12 protein-coding genes, 18 tRNA genes and 2 rRNA genes are annotated in these 18,561 nt (G+C 45.4%); all 32 read right to left on the bottom strand.

What is annotated here, in order from left to right:
- Positions 1-48: 48 nt before the first annotated feature.
- Positions 49-3,783, bottom strand: a complete 3,735-nt coding sequence (locus tag J1C77_RS00250) for a phosphoribosylformylglycinamidine synthase (protein WP_002920490.1) — start codon at positions 3,781-3,783, stop codon at positions 49-51.
- Between the two features lie 19 nt (positions 3,784-3,802).
- Positions 3,803-4,510 (bottom strand): phosphoribosylaminoimidazolesuccinocarboxamide synthase, encoded by a 708-nt coding sequence (gene purC, locus J1C77_RS00245; RefSeq protein ID WP_002905710.1) that lies wholly within the window; start codon positions 4,508-4,510, stop codon positions 3,803-3,805.
- Positions 4,511-4,661: 151 nt separating this feature from the next.
- On the bottom strand, positions 4,662-4,910 hold the full coding sequence (locus J1C77_RS00240) for an acyl carrier protein (protein ID WP_002907649.1): 249 nt from the start codon (positions 4,908-4,910) through the stop codon (positions 4,662-4,664).
- Between the two features lie 2 nt (positions 4,911-4,912).
- Complete coding sequence (plsX, locus tag J1C77_RS00235; protein ID WP_002922797.1) at positions 4,913-5,911, bottom strand: phosphate acyltransferase PlsX; 999 nt, start codon at positions 5,909-5,911, stop codon at positions 4,913-4,915.
- 5 nt (positions 5,912-5,916) lie between these two features.
- The gene (gene recO / locus J1C77_RS00230) at positions 5,917-6,690 is read right to left on the bottom strand and encodes a DNA repair protein RecO (RefSeq protein WP_002922799.1); all 774 of its coding nucleotides are present in this window, start codon (positions 6,688-6,690) and stop codon (positions 5,917-5,919) included.
- Complete coding sequence (locus J1C77_RS00225; protein WP_002922801.1) at positions 6,683-7,855, bottom strand: pyridoxal phosphate-dependent aminotransferase; 1,173 nt, start codon at positions 7,853-7,855, stop codon at positions 6,683-6,685. The genes recO and J1C77_RS00225 overlap by 8 nt, the downstream gene beginning before the upstream one ends.
- Before the next feature lie 179 nt (positions 7,856-8,034).
- Positions 8,035-8,877, bottom strand: coding sequence for a class B sortase, LPKTxAVK-specific (srtB, locus tag J1C77_RS00220; protein WP_002922803.1), 843 nt, complete (start codon positions 8,875-8,877; stop codon positions 8,035-8,037).
- A gap of 94 nt (positions 8,878-8,971) precedes the next feature.
- Positions 8,972-9,541, bottom strand: a complete 570-nt coding sequence (locus J1C77_RS00215; protein WP_002905703.1) for an LPKTxAVK-anchored surface protein — start codon at positions 9,539-9,541, stop codon at positions 8,972-8,974.
- A gap of 314 nt (positions 9,542-9,855) precedes the next feature.
- The gene (locus tag J1C77_RS00210; RefSeq protein WP_002894321.1) at positions 9,856-10,821 is read right to left on the bottom strand and encodes a ribose-phosphate diphosphokinase; all 966 of its coding nucleotides are present in this window, start codon (positions 10,819-10,821) and stop codon (positions 9,856-9,858) included.
- A gap of 124 nt (positions 10,822-10,945) precedes the next feature.
- Positions 10,946-12,160 (bottom strand): peptidoglycan hydrolase PcsB, encoded by a 1,215-nt coding sequence (pcsB, locus tag J1C77_RS00205; RefSeq protein ID WP_011836283.1) that lies wholly within the window; start codon positions 12,158-12,160, stop codon positions 10,946-10,948.
- A gap of 96 nt (positions 12,161-12,256) precedes the next feature.
- Entirely contained in the window at positions 12,257-12,757 is a 501-nt protein-coding gene (gene mreD / locus J1C77_RS00200; protein ID WP_002916819.1) for a rod shape-determining protein MreD, read from the bottom strand.
- 1 nt (position 12,758) lies between these two features.
- Entirely contained in the window at positions 12,759-13,574 is an 816-nt protein-coding gene (gene mreC, locus J1C77_RS00195; RefSeq protein ID WP_002922805.1) for a rod shape-determining protein MreC, read from the bottom strand.
- Between the two features lie 72 nt (positions 13,575-13,646).
- Positions 13,647-13,734 (bottom strand) — tRNA-Ser (locus J1C77_RS00190).
- Between the two features lie 9 nt (positions 13,735-13,743).
- Positions 13,744-13,817, bottom strand: a tRNA-Ile gene (locus J1C77_RS00185).
- A gap of 34 nt (positions 13,818-13,851) precedes the next feature.
- Positions 13,852-13,922, bottom strand: a tRNA-Gly gene (locus tag J1C77_RS00180).
- A 20-nt stretch (positions 13,923-13,942) separates the two neighbouring features.
- Positions 13,943-14,015 (bottom strand) — tRNA-Phe (locus tag J1C77_RS00175).
- A 5-nt stretch (positions 14,016-14,020) separates the two neighbouring features.
- Positions 14,021-14,094: transfer RNA gene (locus J1C77_RS00170), tRNA-Met, on the bottom strand.
- A 19-nt stretch (positions 14,095-14,113) separates the two neighbouring features.
- Positions 14,114-14,203: transfer RNA gene (locus tag J1C77_RS00165), tRNA-Ser, on the bottom strand.
- A gap of 12 nt (positions 14,204-14,215) precedes the next feature.
- A tRNA-Ile gene (locus tag J1C77_RS00160) sits at positions 14,216-14,289 on the bottom strand.
- 13 nt (positions 14,290-14,302) lie between these two features.
- Positions 14,303-14,376: transfer RNA gene (locus tag J1C77_RS00155), tRNA-Met, on the bottom strand.
- A gap of 5 nt (positions 14,377-14,381) precedes the next feature.
- Positions 14,382-14,455 (bottom strand) — tRNA-Pro (locus J1C77_RS00150).
- Between the two features lie 20 nt (positions 14,456-14,475).
- A tRNA-Arg gene (locus tag J1C77_RS00145) sits at positions 14,476-14,549 on the bottom strand.
- A gap of 31 nt (positions 14,550-14,580) precedes the next feature.
- A tRNA-Leu gene (locus tag J1C77_RS00140) sits at positions 14,581-14,666 on the bottom strand.
- A 7-nt stretch (positions 14,667-14,673) separates the two neighbouring features.
- Positions 14,674-14,745: transfer RNA gene (locus J1C77_RS00135), tRNA-Gly, on the bottom strand.
- 14 nt (positions 14,746-14,759) lie between these two features.
- Positions 14,760-14,832: transfer RNA gene (locus J1C77_RS00130), tRNA-Thr, on the bottom strand.
- A 16-nt stretch (positions 14,833-14,848) separates the two neighbouring features.
- Positions 14,849-14,930: transfer RNA gene (locus tag J1C77_RS00125), tRNA-Leu, on the bottom strand.
- Positions 14,931-14,935: 5 nt separating this feature from the next.
- Positions 14,936-15,008, bottom strand: a tRNA-Lys gene (locus tag J1C77_RS00120).
- Positions 15,009-15,040: 32 nt separating this feature from the next.
- Positions 15,041-15,113, bottom strand: a tRNA-Asp gene (locus J1C77_RS00115).
- A 16-nt stretch (positions 15,114-15,129) separates the two neighbouring features.
- Positions 15,130-15,202: transfer RNA gene (locus J1C77_RS00110), tRNA-Val, on the bottom strand.
- 3 nt (positions 15,203-15,205) lie between these two features.
- A 5S ribosomal RNA gene (gene rrf, locus J1C77_RS00105) occupies positions 15,206-15,321 on the bottom strand.
- Between the two features lie 116 nt (positions 15,322-15,437).
- Positions 15,438-18,338, bottom strand: a 23S ribosomal RNA gene (locus J1C77_RS00100).
- A 127-nt stretch (positions 18,339-18,465) separates the two neighbouring features.
- A tRNA-Ala gene (locus tag J1C77_RS00095) sits at positions 18,466-18,538 on the bottom strand.
- Positions 18,539-18,561: the final 23 nt, after the last annotated feature.

Genomic DNA, 18,561 nt, shown 5'->3' with positions numbered 1-18,561 from the left:
CAGGCCAAGCAGACTCCTTCTTTGATTGCTTGCTCTTGCAAGCCAGCTTTATTCGTGACTCGCTTGGAAATAACGAACGGCGCTTTCAAACAATTTCTGGTCTTTCTGACCTGGAATATTTTGGAAAAGACCGTCTTCATAACGTTCTGAGTGCCCCATCTTCCCGATGATTTGGCCGTTCTTACTCATAATTCCTTCGATAGCGTAGAGAGAGCCGTTTGGATTATACTTACTGTCCATGCTCGGCTGACCGTCAAAGTCTACATACTGACTCCAAATCTGACCATTATCGCGCAGCTCAGCAAATTCCTCAGCCGTCACGACAAATTTCCCTTCACCATGTGAAACCGGAATGGCATGGATATCTCCCACTTGCACACCAGCCAGCCAAGGCGAGTTGGTATTGGCAATGCGGGTTTCAACCATCTTAGCCACATGCTGGTTGGCATCATTGTAAAAGAGAGTAGGACTGCTAGCCCCTGCTTCTTCAAAGTTTCCATAAGGAAGAAGACCGGATTTTACCAGAGCCTGGAATCCATTACAGATACCAATGATGAGACCGCCGCGAGCGATAAAAGCATCAATGGCTTTCTTAACCTTCTCGTTGAGAAGGATGTTGACAATAAACTTAGCTGACCCATCTGGCTCATCTGCAGCAGAGAAGCCGCCTGCAAAGAAGATGATATTTGCCTTGTCAATGTTGTCAACCATGGTGTCAACGGACTGAACAATGGCTGCTTCATCCAAAGTAACGAACGGAACTAGATTGACCTTGGCTCCAGCTGCTTCAAAGGCTTTGGCTGAATCGTATTCTGAGTTGGTTCCAGGGAAGACTGGGATATAAACCAACGGCTCCGCTACTGTCTCTTTGGCTTTGATAACTGTATCAGCGACAAGAGCCGGCACTTCTTCAATAACTGTTTCCTGTTTGAATTCTGTCGGGTAGATAGACTCTAGTCGGCCTTCAAAGCTTGCCAAAAGCTCTGCTCCCTCAAGCTGGACACCATTGACAATCAGTGTAAAGTCTGACTTGGTCTGACCGATCTTCACTGCACCTGGAATATCCTGCTTCGGACTGGTAAAGACGAATCCGCCCAACTGGGCCTGCAAAACGGAAGGCAAGTCAGCAACATCCACTTGGGCACCGATACGATTACCAAAGCTCATCAAGGCCAGACTCTCTGCCAGACCACCGTATTTAACAGCGGCGGCGGCTGTAATCTGATACCTGGTCTGAATGGCCGCAAAATTTTCAAAGTTATTCTTGATTAAGTCAAAGTCAATATCCTGAGACAGGACCTGTCCTGGCAAATAGTAGATAGACTCTCCTGCCGCCTTAAACTCTGGAGACAGGATGCGCCCAGCAGTTGAAGTAGTCACTCCAAAAGCTACCAAGGTCGGCGGTACGGTCAATTCTTCAAAAGTTCCGCTCATGGAATCCTTACCACCAATAGACGGCAAACCTAGCTGAATCTGGGCTTCAATCGAACCAAGCAGAGCAGAGACCGGCTGTCCAAAACGCTCGGCCTGCTTGTCCATCCGCTCGAAGTATTCCTGATAAGAGAAGCGAGCCTTGGACCAGTCCGAACCAGCAGCAACCAAGCGAGCTGTCGCTTCAATCACTGCATAAGCTGCTCCATGGTAAGGAGACCAAGCTGCCACATAAGGATTGTAACCTTGCGCCATCACAGAGACCGTCTCATTCTTGCCATGCTCAACTGGCAGTTTCTGCACAGAAGCCTCAGTCGGCGTGATTTGGTAGCGCCCGCCGATAGGATGATTAACAGTAGAGCGGCCAACAGAACTGTCAAAGATCGTCTGCAGCCCCTTTTGACTGGTATGATTGAGGTCGCTGAGTAAGCTCTTGAGGTCCTGTTCCAGACTTGCTTCAGAAGTTACATCCTGCCCTGGCAATGTTACTTGAGCATCCACAACCTTGGCATCCACAACCACGCGCACACCATTGGTATCCAGAAAACTCCGCTCAATATCAACGATGGTTTCCCCATTCCAGTGCATAATCAGATTTGGCTTTTCTGTCACTTTAGCCACAACAACTGCCAGCAGATTTTCCTTAGCTGCCGCAGCGATAAATTGTTCCACATCTTCTGGACGAACCACTACTGCCATCCGCTCTTGTGACTCGGAAATAGCGATTTCTGTACCGTTAAGTCCTTGGTATTTGAGCGGTACCTTGTCAAGGTCAATTTCCAGCCCGTCTGCCAATTCGCCAATAGCCACACAGACACCGCCGGCCCCAAAGTCATTGGATTTCTTGATGAGACGAGTCACATTGCCATCGCGGAAGAGGCGCTGAATCTTGCGCTCCTCAATAGCATTTCCTTTTTGGACTTCCGCACCCGCCGTCTCCACAGACGCAGCTGTCTGCACCTTGGACGAGCCAGTAGCTCCGCCGACACCATCACGGCCTGTCTTACCTCCCAGCAAGATGACCACATCACCTGCTGCTGGTTTTTCACGGACAACATTTTCCTTAGGAGCTGCACCGACAACAGCACCCAGCTCCATCCGCTTGGCTACAAATCCTGGATGGAAATACTCACGGACATAGGTCGTTGCTAGGCCAATTTGATTCCCATAAGAAGAATAGCCATGCGCTGCTGTTTTAGAAATAACCTGCTGAGGGAGCTTGCCAGCTCGCGTTTCAGAAATCGGCTGAGTAATATCGCCCGCACCAGAAATCCGCATAGCCTGATAAACGTAAGAACGGCCAGAAAGCGGATCACGAATGGCTCCGCCGATACAGGTCGCAGCCCCACCAAAGGGCTCAATTTCTGTTGGGTGGTTGTGGGTTTCATTTTTAAACATCAGCAGCCAAGGCTCCTTGACACCATCTACATCCACTTCAATCTCGACTGAGCAGGCATTGATTTCATCAGACACTTCCATGTCATCCAGACGGCCATTGGCTCGCTCGTAGCGCCCAAAAATAGTCGCCATATCCATGAGAGTCTGCGGTTTGTCCCCACGTCCCAGCTCATCGCGCATAGCCAAGTATTTATCATAAGTGGCCTGCAGTTGCTTTTCAAACTTGGAAGCCGAAAAATCAATCTTCTTCAACTCCGTCTCAAAAGTCGTATGTCGACAGTGGTCGGACCAGTAAGTATCTAAAACCTTAAGCTCGGTCTCCGTCGGGAAACGGCCAATCGACTTGAAATAGTCCTGAATAAAGAGCAAATCTGCCACTTCCATAGCCAGACCATGCTCCTGCTTGTAGGCCTTAAAGTCCGCTTCCGTATAGTCCTTAAAGAAGTCCAGAACCGGAATGGTCTTGTCAGACTCGGAGAATTGCTCCAGCTGGATCGGCTGCTCAATATCTTTAAAGCGTGAATCAACTGGATTCAGCAAGTATTTCTTGATTGCTGCCAACTCGCTGTCTGAGATGTCTTTATTGACCAAATAAAGCTGAGCGGTCCTCACCAGAACATCTGTCCCAGAGCCGAGCAAAAAGAGAGCCTCCTGAGAGCTGGCTGCCCGCTGGTCAAACTGACCCGGCAGCGCTTCGATGGCAAAAAACGCTGTCTCTGCAAGTGCAGCATCTACTTCTTCCTCGGTCAGCAATCTATCTGTCACCTGCTCGGAGAAAATATGCTTTTCAGCCCGAGCGACCAAATCTTCTGCCAGATGAAAGACATCATAAACTTGAATCATCCGAAGATCTGACAATGTTTTCAACTGAAGATTATGCGTCAGCTCTCTCACCAAGCTCTGTGACTTCACACCGAAGTTGCTCTTCTTCTCTACAAAAATACGCTTGTCCATGATTTTTCACACCCTGCCCTTACTTAATCGCCTGTAATTTTTCCCAAACAACCTGATAGACATCTGTCAGTTCACCAAGGCCACGCCGGAAAACGTCCTTATCCATGTGATGGCCTTCCGCATCCCAGAGACGGCAATTGTCTGGTGAAAATTCGTCTGCCAGAATAATCTTGCCATCTTTGTCAAAGCCGAACTCTAACTTGAAATCAATCAATTTCAGTCCGATTTGGCGGAACCAGTCTGACAAGAGTTCATTAATCCGACGAGTCTCCTCTTTCAAAAAGGCAATTTCTTGATCGCTGGCAATCTTCAAGAATTTCACATGTTCGTCATTGATGAAAGGATCATCCAAATCATCATTTTTGTAGTAAAATTCCACAATCGGAGTTTCAAGCGCGATGCCCTCTTCTACTCCAAAACGTTTGGAAAAAGAACCCGCTGTGTAATTGCGCAGCACCACTTCCAAAGGAATAATCTCCACTTTTTTATTTAACTGGTCTGTATCCGAAACCTTCTCAATGAAATGCGTCGCCACACCAGCTGCATTGAGTTTCTCAAAAATAAAAGATGAAATCTGGTTGTTGAGCACTCCTTTACCAGCAATCTGCTCCTTCTTGACTCCATTAAAAGCCGTTGCCTGGTCCTTGTAGCGTGCCAGAATGACTTGCTCATCATCTGTAGAGAAAATATCCTTAGCTTTTCCCGAATATAATAACTTATTAGACATTTTAATATTCGCCTTTCGTGGTTTTATACCCTCATTTTATCATCTTTGAATATATTTTACAAGAAATTCCGTATAAACTTTCTGTGTCTAGCTGAAAATAGTTCCCTTTTCAAGATACGAAAAAAGACCGGAAGATACCGATCTTTGATTTTTAATGTTGCTTCTTCAGTTTTTCGTGGATATAAGCCACCACATCGGAAATTGTTTTGAAGTTATCCATATCCTCATCAGGAATCTCAATATCAAAAGCTTCTTCCAGATTGATGATAAATTCCATCAAATCAACAGAGTCCACTCCCAGCTCCTCTTTCAAGCTCAGTTCTGGAGTGACATGCAGCTTGCTGCTGTCATGTTCTTGAATGATTTCGACAATTTTTGCATAAATTTCTTTTTCGCTCATGGTTACTCCTTTGCATCTGAAAATTCAATGACCGATTTACCAACAACATCCGTTTCCAGCATGGTCCGAATCTGACGAATCGTGCTATAAACAGCCTTAGCATCGCTAGAGCCATGCGTTTTGACAACAGGCGCTTTCAAGCCGAATAGAACTGCACCTCCTGCACTAGAATAGTCCAGACTATTCTTGAGCCCTCGCAGGCTGTCCTTGAGCAGCCAAGCTCCCAATTTAGCCTTGAAACCACCGCCTAAAATAGACTTCTTCAGCTGACCCATGATACTGATAGCAGTTCCTTCGATTGATTTCAGAACTGCATTACCAGTAAAGCCATCTGCAACGACAACATCCGCCACATCATCCATCAAATCACGCGCTTCCACATTGCCGATAAAGTTAAGTGTTGAATCCCCAGCTAAAAGCTCATAGGCTTCCTTGCGCAGAGGGTCGCCCTTGCTGCTTTCTGTTCCGTTATTCAAGAGACCCACCCTCGGCTTCTTGATTCCTCGGACATTTTCAGCATAGAAAGAACCCAAAGTCGCATACTGGTGTAAATGATGGGCTGTGTTTTCAGCATTGGCTCCCAAATCCAGCATATCAAATCCCTGACCGCCAACCGTTGGCATAGTAGATAAGAGCCCAGGTCGGTCAATATTCTTGATACGCCCTACGATAAAGAAACCGGCGGCTAAAAGCGCTCCAGTATTTCCAGCAGACAACATGGCATCTGCCTCCCCTGCCTTCACAGCCTTAGCTGCCAGCACCATACTAGCTTCTTTCTTCTGACGGATGGCCTTGGTCGGCTCGTCGTCCGAGTCAATCTTTTCCTCCGTGTGGATGATGCGGACCCGCTCACCAGCAGTCAGATAAGGCTTAATTTTCGCCTCATCGCCATAAAGGAGAATTTCAATATCCGAGAACTCCTGTACTGCTTGATTGACTCCTTCCACCAAAGCCTGAGGGGCATTGTCCCCTCCCATAGCATCAACAGCTATTTTTTTCATTCGATTTATTCCTCGTTCTTATCTTTTAAAATGCTTCCCCAGTCTCCCAGAGAATCTATAAATTTTTTGGATTTGAGATGGATTCCGACATATTCATCATAGAGCAGGTCAATAAAATCCCGCAGCTGCTTTTTAATATCTGGCTTCAAAGAAATGGTCTCCAATTCGCTAAAGCGGACCGCCTGAAATTGGTCCAGCAGAAAAGGAAGGTTGGGATTCAGATGACAGCGCCGTTCATCCTGATGGTAATGCTCAGGGCAAAGGACTCCGCTATATTTGAAAGAAAAGTCAAAAGGCAAGCCCGTCCGATGACAAAAAGCACAGTCATGGAAGTTCAGCGAAACCCCAAAACGTGACAAAATTTGAATCTCAAAGATATTGGTCAGCACCTCATAGTCCAGACCATTATTCATCAGCTCCAGGGTTTTCTGCAGAAAAGCAAAGAGCGCAGGATCCGGCTGATTGTCCTGAAGACTGGCATCTGCCAAGGCTGCCACATAGCTGGCATAGGCCATGATGAATAAGTCCTCATTGATGCGATGGTAGGTGACTACATCCTGATAGTCCTCGATATAGCTAAGACCATCATCATTGATTTTCATCAGTAAGTTCGCCGCAGTCAAAGGCTGAATGACGGGTGCTAGCTTAGATTTACCAGCATGCTTGACGAAAAACATACGCTTGCCAGCCTGTTCAGTAAAGATCTTGACCAGCTTATCATCCTCACGGAAATTACGGTTATAGAGAACCAGACCTTGACTTGTTAGAGATTTAAGCATAGTCCTCCATGTAGTCCTTGAGGCGTTTCAGAGCTTCTCGAATCGTCTCCATACTAGCCGCGTAGGACAGGCGGATATAGCCTTCCCCATATTGACCAAAAGCCGCTCCCGGGATAAAGGCCACAGCCTTCTTCTCTGCAAAATCCTGCAGAAAAGCAAATGAATCTTGATTATAACCATCTGGTATCTTAGCAAAAATATAAAAAGTCCCGTCTGGTTTGATAATCTTAAAGCCTAGCTCAGCCATTTTCTCTATGATATAATCGCGACGCTGGATATATTCAGCCTTCATTGGCTCCGCATCATCTTTCCCAACTGTCAGCGCTTCAATACCGGCAAACTGAGCCATAGTATTGGCCGCTGTTACGAGATACTGATGGCTTTTAATCAGCTGAGCAGTGAAAACTGCTGGAGCAAAGATAAAGCCCAGCCGCCAGCCAGTCATGGCATGAGACTTAGACAAGCCGTTGATGACAATGGTTTGGTCTGGCAGATACTCCGCGATGGAGACATGCCCCTGCTCCGTATAGGTCAACTCAGAATAGACCTCATCACAGACCACAAAGACTTGGTATTTTCCTAGGACATCCGCCAAAGCTTTTATCTGCTCCCGCGAATAAGTCACGCCGGTTGGATTGGCTGGATAATTGAGAATGACTGCTTTTAGCTGCTCACCCTGCTCCAAAATAGCTGCTTCCAGCATCTCTGGAGTGAGAACAAAGTTATTGGCCGTTGTATCAATCTCGACAATCTCTGCCCCCACTAGATTGACAATGGGCTCATAGCCTGGATAAGCAGGAGCTGGCAGCAAGACCTTGTCACCTTCTTCTAGAATGGCTGTCAACGTAGCTGACAAGGCCTCTGTCGCCCCAATAGTGACTAAGACCTCATCTTCTGGGCGATAGTGCAGATTATACTTTTCTTTCACAAAGCTGCTGGCAGCCTGACGCAGCTCCAAGAGACCGCTCATACCAGTGTAGTGACTTTGATTAGCATCAATCGCTGCCTTGGCCGCTTCTTTGATATGATCCGGTGTCGTAAAATCCGGCTCCCCTAAGGTCAGCCGAAGAACTCCGGGAATAGCAGAAATCGATTGGTCAAACTGACGAATCAGCGAAATTTCTATTTTTTCTAAATTTTTATTAAATTTCTTACTTAAATCCATACATACCTCCAGCCGCTCAATAGAACTATTATACTATAAATGCAGAAGCATAGCAAAAGCTATTACATGATTTCCCATGCAGAAAAAGGACTAAGATTGCACTCAGTCCCTTTTTTCCTTACCTTAAAATTCTTCTCTGGCAGATAATGGATATAGCTCCATCTCACGTGACTGGCCAATCAACGAGTCGGAGTATAAGTCAATTCCTTGCCATGCTTGGTCAGAAAATCTTCCAATTCCGAATCAGGAATCTGCCGCAAATAAAGGTTAGAACGAATCGTGTCGTCTTCCTCACGGCAGGTTGAAAGAACCAAATACCGGTCACTCGCCTTAATCTGTATCTTAGGATCCTTTGTCCGAGCAGCCTCATAGATATTTCTAAGCTGAGTTGTAAAGTCCTCGTCGTCCTTAAACTCCGTCCGATAAAAAGCAGTCTCTTCCGGCACGATAACCAGTCCCATAGCTTGATAATAATACTTACGCTCAGGAGTCTCAATCACGACATATCTATGTTTGTCAAAATAATCCTGACGATCATAGTAGTTGACATCATTAAACATGCGATGATCTCCTGCCTTGCTGCCCCGAGCATGCCCGAAAAGCCAAGTCAGACGATCACTGAAATCTTTATGATTATCTTTATCCATGAAGACCGCACCCATATAAGGCTCATGATTGCCTTCAAAAGTCTTCAGCAGATAAGTCGCATTATCTTTCGTTTGCACCACTGGCTCATCCAACTGTGTACCAGGAGCATAGACATAACCTATCGTTTCTGAATTCACAGCCTTCAGTTTAGCAAAACGTTCTGCTAAATATTCCTTTTCTGTCCGACTTGAAGATGCAGATGAGCTTGACGTTTCAATCCTACTGGGAGGCGAAACTCGAAGCTTACTGCCTGATGCTGATGAACGGAAAGCATAAAGAACAGAAAAAATAACCAGAACAATCAGCAGAAGGCAGATGCCAACAACAAGGAGCTGTTTCTTATTCGAAGCTTGACTCCTATCTTTTTCTTGCATAATCTAAAAATCCTTTATTTTTCATTTTTTACAAAAAATATCACCGAACGAAGGCTCAGTGATATTTAGGCGTTAGCACAAATTAAAGACAAAATTATTTGACTGCACTTGTCTTAGGAAGTGACTTTTCTTCAGAATTTTCCTCATTTTCCTTATTCTCTTCTTTTGCTTCCGGAGCTTTTTTTGCTTTATTTTCTGATTTTTTAGCCTTCTTTTTACCTGCTGTTGAAGAGGATGCCGCCGAAGATTGAGACGGTGCTGGAAAAGTTGGAACTGATGAAGAGGCTGTGGAGTAAGGTGCTGCCGAATAAGCCGGTGTAGATGGATCTGTAGTAGATGGTGCCACTGAAGGCTGATCCGCATTAGCCGACTCTCCCTCACCAATAACAAGAACTTTGTTACCAGCTTGATCCTCCATCACAGCACTTTTGCCAACCGGAGCTTTCTTAGCTTCAGCAACTTGCTGATCCAGAGCTGATTGTGCATCTCTATAGGCCTGCAACTCATCCATAACTTTATTAGATTCTGAGTCCGTACTGCCTTGGGGAACTTCATTATTATCAATGTCATTAACCCAAAGACTGGCTGTACCCTCAGCAAATACTGGTGCAGCAGCCGCGAAAAGTGAAAGGGCCACAGCACTTGAAAGCAAAACCTTTTTCATTATCTCATCTCCTCGTTACTTTTCAAAAATAATTGTAACTCCCCGTTACCTAATATTACCTACTACTAAGTATAGTTCGAACTCTAAAAAAAGTCAAGAATTTTACTACATAAAAATTTTTAAAACCAAATAATACCAAGGGATGAGACAAATTGTCAATTTACCAACTATTTAAATGGTCATTTATTTATATTTGAAACATCAAGTAATTTGAGTTTTCTTTTAAAGTGAATGTCGGACTTTTTTAAAAAAAGATAGTAGGAATAGAATAAAAAAGAGGCCAGAAATCAAGCATCCCAGCCATATATCTCAGATTATTTTTTACCTATTTCAAACAAGGGTGACAGTGGCCGTTTTTCATGAATACGGACAATGGCTTCCCCTAAAAGATGCGCAATTGAAATCTGCTCAATCTTATCAATTAAGCGCTCTTGGGGTAGATAAATCGTATCCAGCACAACCAATTTTTTAATCGCCGATTTTTGAATATTATCCATAGCAGGACCAGATAAGACTGGATGAGTACAGCTGGCATAGACTTCTACAGCCCCTGCTTCAGCGAGAGCATCAGCTGCATGGCAGATAGTTCCCGCTGTATCAATCATATCATCAATTAGGATACAAGTTTTTCCTTCTACCTTACCAATGATGTTCATGACTTCACTGCTATTCATCTTGTCCACACTGCGGCGCTTATCAATAATGGCAATCGGGGTTTTCAGAAACTCTGCTAACTTACGGGCCCGACTCACACCACCGTGGTCAGGACTGACTACCACATAGTCACCCCCTGTCATATTACGGCGCTCAAAGTAATCAGCAATCAAAGGTGCACCCATCAAATGATCTACTGGAATGTCAAAGAAGCCCTGGATTTGCGCTGCGTGCAAGTCAATAGTCAGCATCCGATCCACACCAGCGATTTCCAACATATTAGCAACTAATTTAGATGTAATTGGCTCACGAGCTCTAGCCTTGCGATCCTGCCGAGCATAGCCATAATAAGGCATGACAACATTGATGGATTCAGCGCTAGCCCGTTTCAAAGCATCTACCATAATCAAGATTTCCATCAAATTATCATTGACTGGCGAACTGGTAGACTGCAAAATAAAGACGTGTTTTCCGCGAATAGATTCTTCAATATTCACTTGAATCTCTCCATCAGAGAACTGACGGACAGTTGATTTTCCAAGTGGCAATCCAATCTCTTGAGCAACACGCTGCGCTAATTCTTGATTAGAAGAAAGAGCAAAGAGTTTTAAATCAGAAAAAGACATGATTCCCTCCAGATTCTAAATCGTCTTTCATTGTCCAATTACAACTTTTCCCAACTACCATTGTAACTTTTTTCAGTTGATTTTTCAATTAAAAATAAAAAACGCCAGAGGCGCTTTTTACTGATTAGTTCGGATAAATATATGAAACTGTACCTTGTGCAGTTGTTGGATTAAACCATCCACGGTAGTTACCGATTGATTGTTGTCCAAGGTAGTTTGCTTCTGATACTTGGATGCTTGTAGTAGATTGAACAGCTGTTACTACTGCAACGTGTCCGTATCCACCGTCAGTCCAACATGCAATCGCTCCAACTTCTGGCTGTGAACCAACACGGAAGCCTGCTGCTGCTGCACTTGCAGACCATTGTCCACCATTACCCCAGTAATCGCCAGCCCAAGGAGCTAATGTCTTAGCACCCCATGTACATTGACCTACTGGATAAGAAGATGCAGATGAGCTATAAACTGGTCTATTCGCACGGGCAACAGATTGAGTTACTGCAGGTGCTGCTGGAGCCGCTGCTTCAGCTGCTGGAGCTGAATTAACAACTGCTTGAACCTGAGCTTGCAGGGTAGTGTTTCCTGAAGCTTCAATTGCTTGGCGTTTTGACTCTTGCTCTGCTTTATAAGCAGCTTCACGAGCCGCTGCTTCAGCTGCTGCTTTTTCAGCTGCTGCTTTTTCTTCAAGAAGAGAATTCTTTTCGTTTTCAGCAGTCGCTTTTTCAGCTGCAAGACTTGCCTGAGCTGCTTTCAGTTCAGCTTGTTTTGTTGCCAAAGCTTGCTCATCATCAGCTAACTTCTCTTGGTTAGCAATTACAGTATTGATAGCTTCATTATTCGCAACTTGCTTTTCAGCAATTACTTCTTTATCTTTCTTTTGTTGTTCCAGCATTTTATTATTTGCTGAAACAATTTCGCTCATAGCTGCTACACGAGAAATAGCTTCTGTGATAGAGCTAGAATTCACAACTGTATTGATGTAGCTAGTAGCAGTTCCATTTGTTTGGGTACTGCGAGCTTGATTTGCAAGTGACTCATTACGAGCTACGATGTTTTTAGACAGTTCATCAATCTCAGCAGAAAGTCTTGCAGATTCAGCAGACAATTTTTCATTTTCTGCTTTAAGCTCTTCTTGTTGCTTTTGAATAGCAGATACTTGGCCTTGAATCTCGTTGACTTGTGCCTGAGCTGATTGTTGTTGCTCTGTCAAACTATTAATCTTGCTGTCTTGTGCAGCAATCTTTTCATCAGTTGTCTCCGCTTTAACGCTCACAAGTGCAGCTCCTTGTGAAAGGATAACCGTACTCAATAAAATTGATGTGAGTAGTTTTTTCTTCATAAAAATAATACACTCCTTCTTATAAGACATTAACTAGTATACCAGAAAATGCTGTATCATATGTTACGCCTTTATTACATTTTTATTTCTTGTTTATCATAAATACATTTTTTCGAAAATAGGCTGAAAAATGAGGAATATCAGGCCATTGAGAAGGATAGTCGGTACTAAAATGCTAAGAACAAAATCCTGTAAATTCAGACTAGAAAGATTCAAAAATACCGCAAAAGTAAAACTGATTAATTCAAATAAAAATACAAGAATCAAAACAGATAAAAAGCGAGTAAATTTATTTAAAAGCATAGTTGAACTAGACTGACAAACCAAAAGACTTAAAAGAGGAAAAAGAATAAGTGCAATACCGATGGTATGAAAATAGTAAACATCATAAATCAACCCCAAACCGCAAAATAAGAGAATATTGTAGTTTTTAGAGAGGTTGATGGAAACAAAAAGCATGAAAATAAAGATAAAATGACTGACTAAGTGCCATTGTAAAGGCAGAATATTAGCCAGAAAAGTCGAAATCTGCCCGTCGATCAATAAAACAAAAAATAAAATAATAGGAGTCAAAAGATGTTCTTTAATATCTCTCATATCAGTTCCCTACCAACATTACAGCACGGATATCCGACAAATCAGCAGCCGGCTTAACCAGAACAATCTTGTTTAACTGATCCTTAGCCTCAGACACGGAAAGTACCTTACCGACAGGAATATTTTCTGCATTATAAGCACCCAAGCCACTGGTTGCCACCTCATCTCCCTCTTTTATATCTTCAGCACTATTTAACTGACTGATGATATAAGCAGAGTTTTTTGCATCATAACCCGTAATAATCCCATAAACTGGACCAGACTTCGTTTGAATTCTAACAGAAATTTTAGTTGAGTTTTCCTCGTTAGTCAGTAGAGAAACCAAGCTAGACTGACTACTAGTTTCAGAAACACTTCCGACCAGACCACCATTAGCGACTACTAGCATAGCATCTGTCACATTATCAGATGTCCCCTTGTCAATAGTCAGCTCATTTTTCCAGGATGCTGGCGTACGGGCAATCACTTCGCTGGCAATTTGTATTTGATTTTTATCAGCCTCTTTAAATTCCAGAAGTTTTCGCAACTGCTCATTCTCATCTTCTAAGGAATCTACCTTCCCAGCCTTTTCCTCAACCTCATAAAGATTTTTCTTGAGCTGCTGATTCTCTCTATAAGTAGACATCAAATCTGACATTTCTTCTTTTTTATCAGCTACAAAAGCAAAAGGAGAGCCGACAAGTCTATCTACCAATGAAATAATATTTGAAGTAGTTGATACAAACCAACTAGAAGAGGTAGATAAGATGAGTATCGTCATTGCAACAACTAATACAAAAAAAGAAATCAAAAACTTAGACTTTTTAAATCGATTCATCAGAAAAACCTCACTAAACAGGACGAGAAAGTATAAGAAAAGGAGATAGCAAATGCTAAACTCCTCATTATACGGAGAATGGGGGATTCGAACCCCCGCGCCGGTTACCCGACCTAACGATTTAGCAAACCGTCCTCTTCAGCCTCTTGAGTAATTCTCCAATATTTAATGGGCACGAGTGGACTCGAACCACCGACCTCACGCTTATCAGGCGTGCGCTCTAACCACCTGAGCTACGCGCCCAAGTTCAAAAAACTTGGTATGAACTTTCGTTCAAAGCGGGTGACGAGAATCGAACTCGCGACAACAGCTTGGAAGGCTGTAGTTTTACCACTAAACTACACCCGCATCACCACTATGATAAAGTATGGCGCGAGACGGAATCGAACCGCCGACACATGGAGCTTCAATCCATTGCTCTACCAACTGAGCTACCGAGCCAACTATTGCGGGAGCAGGATTTGAACCTACGACCTTCGGGTTATGAGCCCGACGAGCTACCTAGCTGCTCCATCCCGCGTCAATACTATTCGTCCCTAAGGAGGATGTGGGATTCGAACCCACGCACGCTTTTACACGCCTGACGGTTTTCAAGACCGTTCCCTTCAGCCGGACTTGGGTAATCCTCCAAGATAACACTATGGACCTTGTAGGACTTGAACCTACGACCACTCGGTTATGAGCCGAGAGCTCTAACCAGCTGAGCTAAAGGTCCGACAAGATCATTATAGCGGCGAAGGGGATCGAACCCCCGACCTCCCGGGTATGAACCGGACGCTCTAGCCAGCTGAGCTACACCGCCATCTATCGGGAAGACAGGATTCGAACCTGCGACACCTTGGTCCCAAACCAAGTACTCTACCAAGCTGAGCTACTTCCCGAACTTAAGTTATTCACTTAATGCACCCTAGAGGAGTCGAACCTCTAACCGCCTGATTCGTAGTCAGGTACTCTATCCAGTTGAGCTAAGGGTGCTCATCTTCTTCTACTGCCTCTTACAAGTCTATGCCGAGGACCGGAATCGAACCGGTACGATCGTTACCAATCGCAGGATTTTAAGTCCTGTGCGTCTGCCAGTTCCGCCACCCCGGCCGCCTCAAGCGAACGACGGGATTCGAACCCGCGACCCCCACCTTGGCAAGGTGATGTTCTACCACTGAACTACGTTCGCATCCTATTCAAAAATGCCGGCTACATGACTTGAACACGCGACCCTCTGATTACAAATCAGATGCTCTACCAACTGAGCTAAGCCGGCTCATTATTATCTTATATGCGGGTTAAGGGACTTGAACCCCCACGCCCTAAAGCGCCAGATCCTAAATCTGGTGCGTCTGCCAATTCCGCCAAACCCGCTCTTATGACCCGTACTGGGCTCGAACCAGTGACCCTTTGATTAAAAGTCAAATGCTCTACCAACTGAGCTAACGAGTCTCTTACTTTTATTGAAATCTTCTCGACTTCAACGGTCCCGACGGGAATCGAACCCGCGATCTTCGCCGTGACAGGGCGACGTGATAACCGCTACACTACGGGACCTATTCTTTTCAGAATATGGGAGTTAACGGGATCGAACCGCTGACCCTCTGCTTGTAAGGCAGATGCTCTCCCAGCTGAGCTAAACTCCCTTCGCTAAGCGACTACCATATCTCACAGGGGGCAACCCCCAACTACTTCCGGCGTTCTAGGGCTTAACTGCTGTGTTCGGCATGGGTACAGGTGTATCTCCTAGGCTATCGTCACTTAACTATTGAATTAACTTTCCTGTCCTCTCAGACAAGCCTTGTCAACTCAAAATTGAATACAATATCAAATCTCACATTTCTCTAAACCATTCGCTGCACTCTGATGAAGCTCTTATTCTAGGATAAGTCCTCGAGCGATTAGTATTAGTCCGCTCCATGTGTCACCACACTTCCACTTCTAACCTATCAACCTGATCTTCTCTCAGGGCTCTTACTAACTTGCGTTATGGGAAATCTCATCTTGAGGTGGGTTTCACACTTAGATGCTTTCAGCGTTTATCCCTTCCCTACATAGCTACCCAGCGATGCTCTTGGCAGAACAACTGGTACACCAGCGGTAAGTCCACTCTGGTCCTCTCGTACTAGGAGCAGATCCTCTCAAATTTCCTACGCCCGCGACGGATAGGGACCGAACTGTCTCACGACGTTCTGAACCCAGCTCGCGTGCCGCTTTAATGGGCGAACAGCCCAACCCTTGGGACCGACTACAGCCCCAGGATGCGACGAGCCGACATCGAGGTGCCAAACCTCCCCGTCGATGTGAACTCTTGGGGGAGATAAGCCTGTTATCCCCAGGGTAGCTTTTATCCGTTGAGCGATGGCCCTTCCATGCGGAACCACCGGATCACTAAGCCCGACTTTCGTCCCTGCTCGAGTTGTAGCTCTCGCAGTCAAGCTCCCTTATACCTTTACACTCTGCGACTGATTTCCAACCAGTCTGAGGGAACCTTTGGGCGCCTCCGTTACCTTTTAGGAGGCGACCGCCCCAGTCAAACTGCCCGTCAGACACTGTCTCCGTAGATGATAAACCTACCGGGTTAGAGTGGCCATAACACAAGGGTAGTATCCCAACAACGCCTCCATCGAAACTGGCGTCCCGATTTCATAGGCTCCTACCTATCCTGTACATGTGGCACAGACACTCAATATCAAACTGCAGTAAAGCTCCATGGGGTCTTTCCGTCCTGTCGCGGGTAACCTGCATCTTCACAGGTACTAAAATTTCACCGAGTCTCTCGTTGAGACAGTGCCCAAATCATTACGCCTTTCGTGCGGGTCGGAACTTACCCGACAAGGAATTTCGCTACCTTAGGACCGTTATAGTTACGGCCGCCGTTTACTGGGGCTTCAATTCATACCTTCGCGTTACCGCTAAGCACTCCTCTTAACCTTCCAGCACCGGGCAGGCGTCACCCCCTATACATCATCTTACGATTTAGCAGAGAGCTGTGTTTTTGATAAACAGTTGCTTGGGCCTATTCACTGCGGCTGACCAAAGTCAGCACCCCTTCTCCCGAAGTTACGGGGTCATTTTGCCGAGTTCCTTAACGAGAGTTCTCTCGCTCACCTGAGGCTACTCGCCTCGACTACCTGTGTCGGTTTGCGGTACGGGTAGAGTATGATACAACGCTAGAAGCTTTTCTTGGCAGTGTGACATCACTCACTCGCTACTAAACTTCGCTCCCCATCACAACTCAACGTTAGAGGTATAAGCATTTGACTCATACCACGCCTCACTGCTTAGACGTACATCCAATCGTACGCACGAGTTAGCCTACTGCGTCCCTCCATCACTTCATACTCTAGTACAGGAATCTCAACCTGTTGGCCATCGGATACACCTTTCGGTCTCTCCTTAGGTCCCGACTAACCCAGGGCGGACGAGCCTTCCCCTGGAAACCTTAGTCTTACGGTGGACAGGATTCTCACCTGTCTTGCGCTACTCATACCGGCATTCTCACTTCTATGCGTTCCAGCACTCCTCACGGTACACCTTCTCCACACATAGAACGCTCTCCTACCATACCTATAAAAGGTATCCACAGCTTCGGTAAATTGTTTTAGCCCCGGTACATTTTCGGCGCAGGGTCACTCGACTAGTGAGCTATTACGCACTCTTTGAATGAATAGCTGCTTCTAAGCTAACATCCTAGTTGTCTGTGCAACCCCACATCCTTTTCCACTTAACAATTATTTTGGGACCTTAGCTGGTGGTCTGGGCTGTTTCCCTTTCGACTACGGATCTTAGCACTCGCAGTCTGACTGCCGACCATAATTCATTGGCATTCGGAGTTTATCTGAGATTGGTAATCCGGGATGGACCCCTCACCCAAACAGTGCTCTACCTCCAAGAATCTTTATGTCGACGCTAGCCCTAAAGCTATTTCGGAGAGAACCAGCTATCTCCAAGTTCGTTTGGAATTTCTCCGCTACCCACAAGTCATCCAAGCACTTTTCAACGTGCCCTGGTTCGGTCCTCCAGTGCGTTTTACCGCACCTTCAACCTGCTCATGGGTAGGTCACATGGTTTCGGGTCTACATCATGATACTAAAGCGCCCTATTCAGACTCGGTTTCCCTACGGCTCCGTCTCTTCAACTTAACCTCGCATCATAACGTAACTCGCCGGTTCATTCTACAAAAGGCACGCTCTCACCCATTAACGGGCTCGAACTTGTTGTAGGCACACGGTTTCAGGTTCTATTTCACTCCCCTCCCGGGGTGCTTTTCACCTTTCCCTCACGGTACTGGTTCACTATCGGTCACTAGGGAGTATTTAGGGTTGGGAGATGGTCCTCCCAGATTCCGACGGGATTTCACGTGTCCCGCCGTACTCAGGATACTGCTAGGTACAGAATCTATTTAAAATACGAGGCTCTTACTCTCTTTGGCTGACTTTCCCAAGTCATTCTTCTATAAATTCTGAGTCCACATTGCAGTCCTACAACCCCGAAGAGTAAACTCTTCGGTTTGCCCTCCTGCCTCTTCGCTCGCCGCTACTAAGGCAATCGCTTTTGCTTTCTCTTCCTGCAGCTACTTAGATGTTTCAGTTCACTGCGTCTTCCTCCTCATTCCCTTAACAGAAATGGGTAACAGGCATCAACCTGTTGGGTTCCCCCATTCGGACATCCCCGGATCAAGTGCTTACTTACAGCTCCCCGAGGCATTTCGTCGTTTGTCACGTCCTTCTTCGGCTCCTAGTGCCAAGGCATCCACCGTGCGCCCTTACTAACTTAACCTTATTTTTGACCTTTCAGTCTTAAACTCATTAATTTTCACAGCGTTTTCGGTTTATTTTCTTGTTACTATTTGATATCGGTATTCAATTTTCAATGGACAAGTTCTTTATCTAGTCAAACTAGATAATGGAGCCTAGCGGGATCGAACCGCTGACCTCCTGCGTGCAAAGCAGGCGCTCTCCCAGCTGAGCTAAGGCCCCACATAGCCCTCTCAAAACTAAAC

The sequence above is a fragment of the Streptococcus sanguinis genome (genome assembly GCF_050223295.1).
Classification (GTDB): Bacteria; Bacillota; Bacilli; order Lactobacillales; family Streptococcaceae; genus Streptococcus; species Streptococcus sanguinis_X.
Note: the sequence above shows the minus strand (reverse complement) of the source record. Positions and strands in the feature narration are given on the sequence as shown.

Coding starts and splice junctions, on each gene's coding strand:
- J1C77_RS00225 (WP_002922801.1), bottom strand. CDS start 7,855: ATGGATTTAAGTAAGAAATTTAATAAAAATTTAGAAAAAATAGAAATT.
- J1C77_RS00240 (WP_002907649.1), bottom strand. CDS start 4,910: ATGAGCGAAAAAGAAATTTATGCAAAAATTGTCGAAATCATTCAAGAA.
- J1C77_RS00215 (WP_002905703.1), bottom strand. CDS start 9,541: ATGAAAAAGGTTTTGCTTTCAAGTGCTGTGGCCCTTTCACTTTTCGCG.
- recO (WP_002922799.1), bottom strand. CDS start 6,690: ATGCTTAAATCTCTAACAAGTCAAGGTCTGGTTCTCTATAACCGTAAT.
- plsX (WP_002922797.1), bottom strand. CDS start 5,911: ATGAAAAAAATAGCTGTTGATGCTATGGGAGGGGACAATGCCCCTCAG.
- srtB (WP_002922803.1), bottom strand. CDS start 8,877: ATGCAAGAAAAAGATAGGAGTCAAGCTTCGAATAAGAAACAGCTCCTT.
- purC (WP_002905710.1), bottom strand. CDS start 4,510: ATGTCTAATAAGTTATTATATTCGGGAAAAGCTAAGGATATTTTCTCT.
- pcsB (WP_011836283.1), bottom strand. CDS start 12,160: ATGAAGAAAAAACTACTCACATCAATTTTATTGAGTACGGTTATCCTT.
- J1C77_RS00250 (WP_002920490.1), bottom strand. CDS start 3,783: ATGGACAAGCGTATTTTTGTAGAGAAGAAGAGCAACTTCGGTGTGAAG.
- J1C77_RS00210 (WP_002894321.1), bottom strand. CDS start 10,821: ATGTCTTTTTCTGATTTAAAACTCTTTGCTCTTTCTTCTAATCAAGAA.
- mreD (WP_002916819.1), bottom strand. CDS start 12,757: ATGAGAGATATTAAAGAACATCTTTTGACTCCTATTATTTTATTTTTT.
- mreC (WP_002922805.1), bottom strand. CDS start 13,574: ATGAATCGATTTAAAAAGTCTAAGTTTTTGATTTCTTTTTTTGTATTA.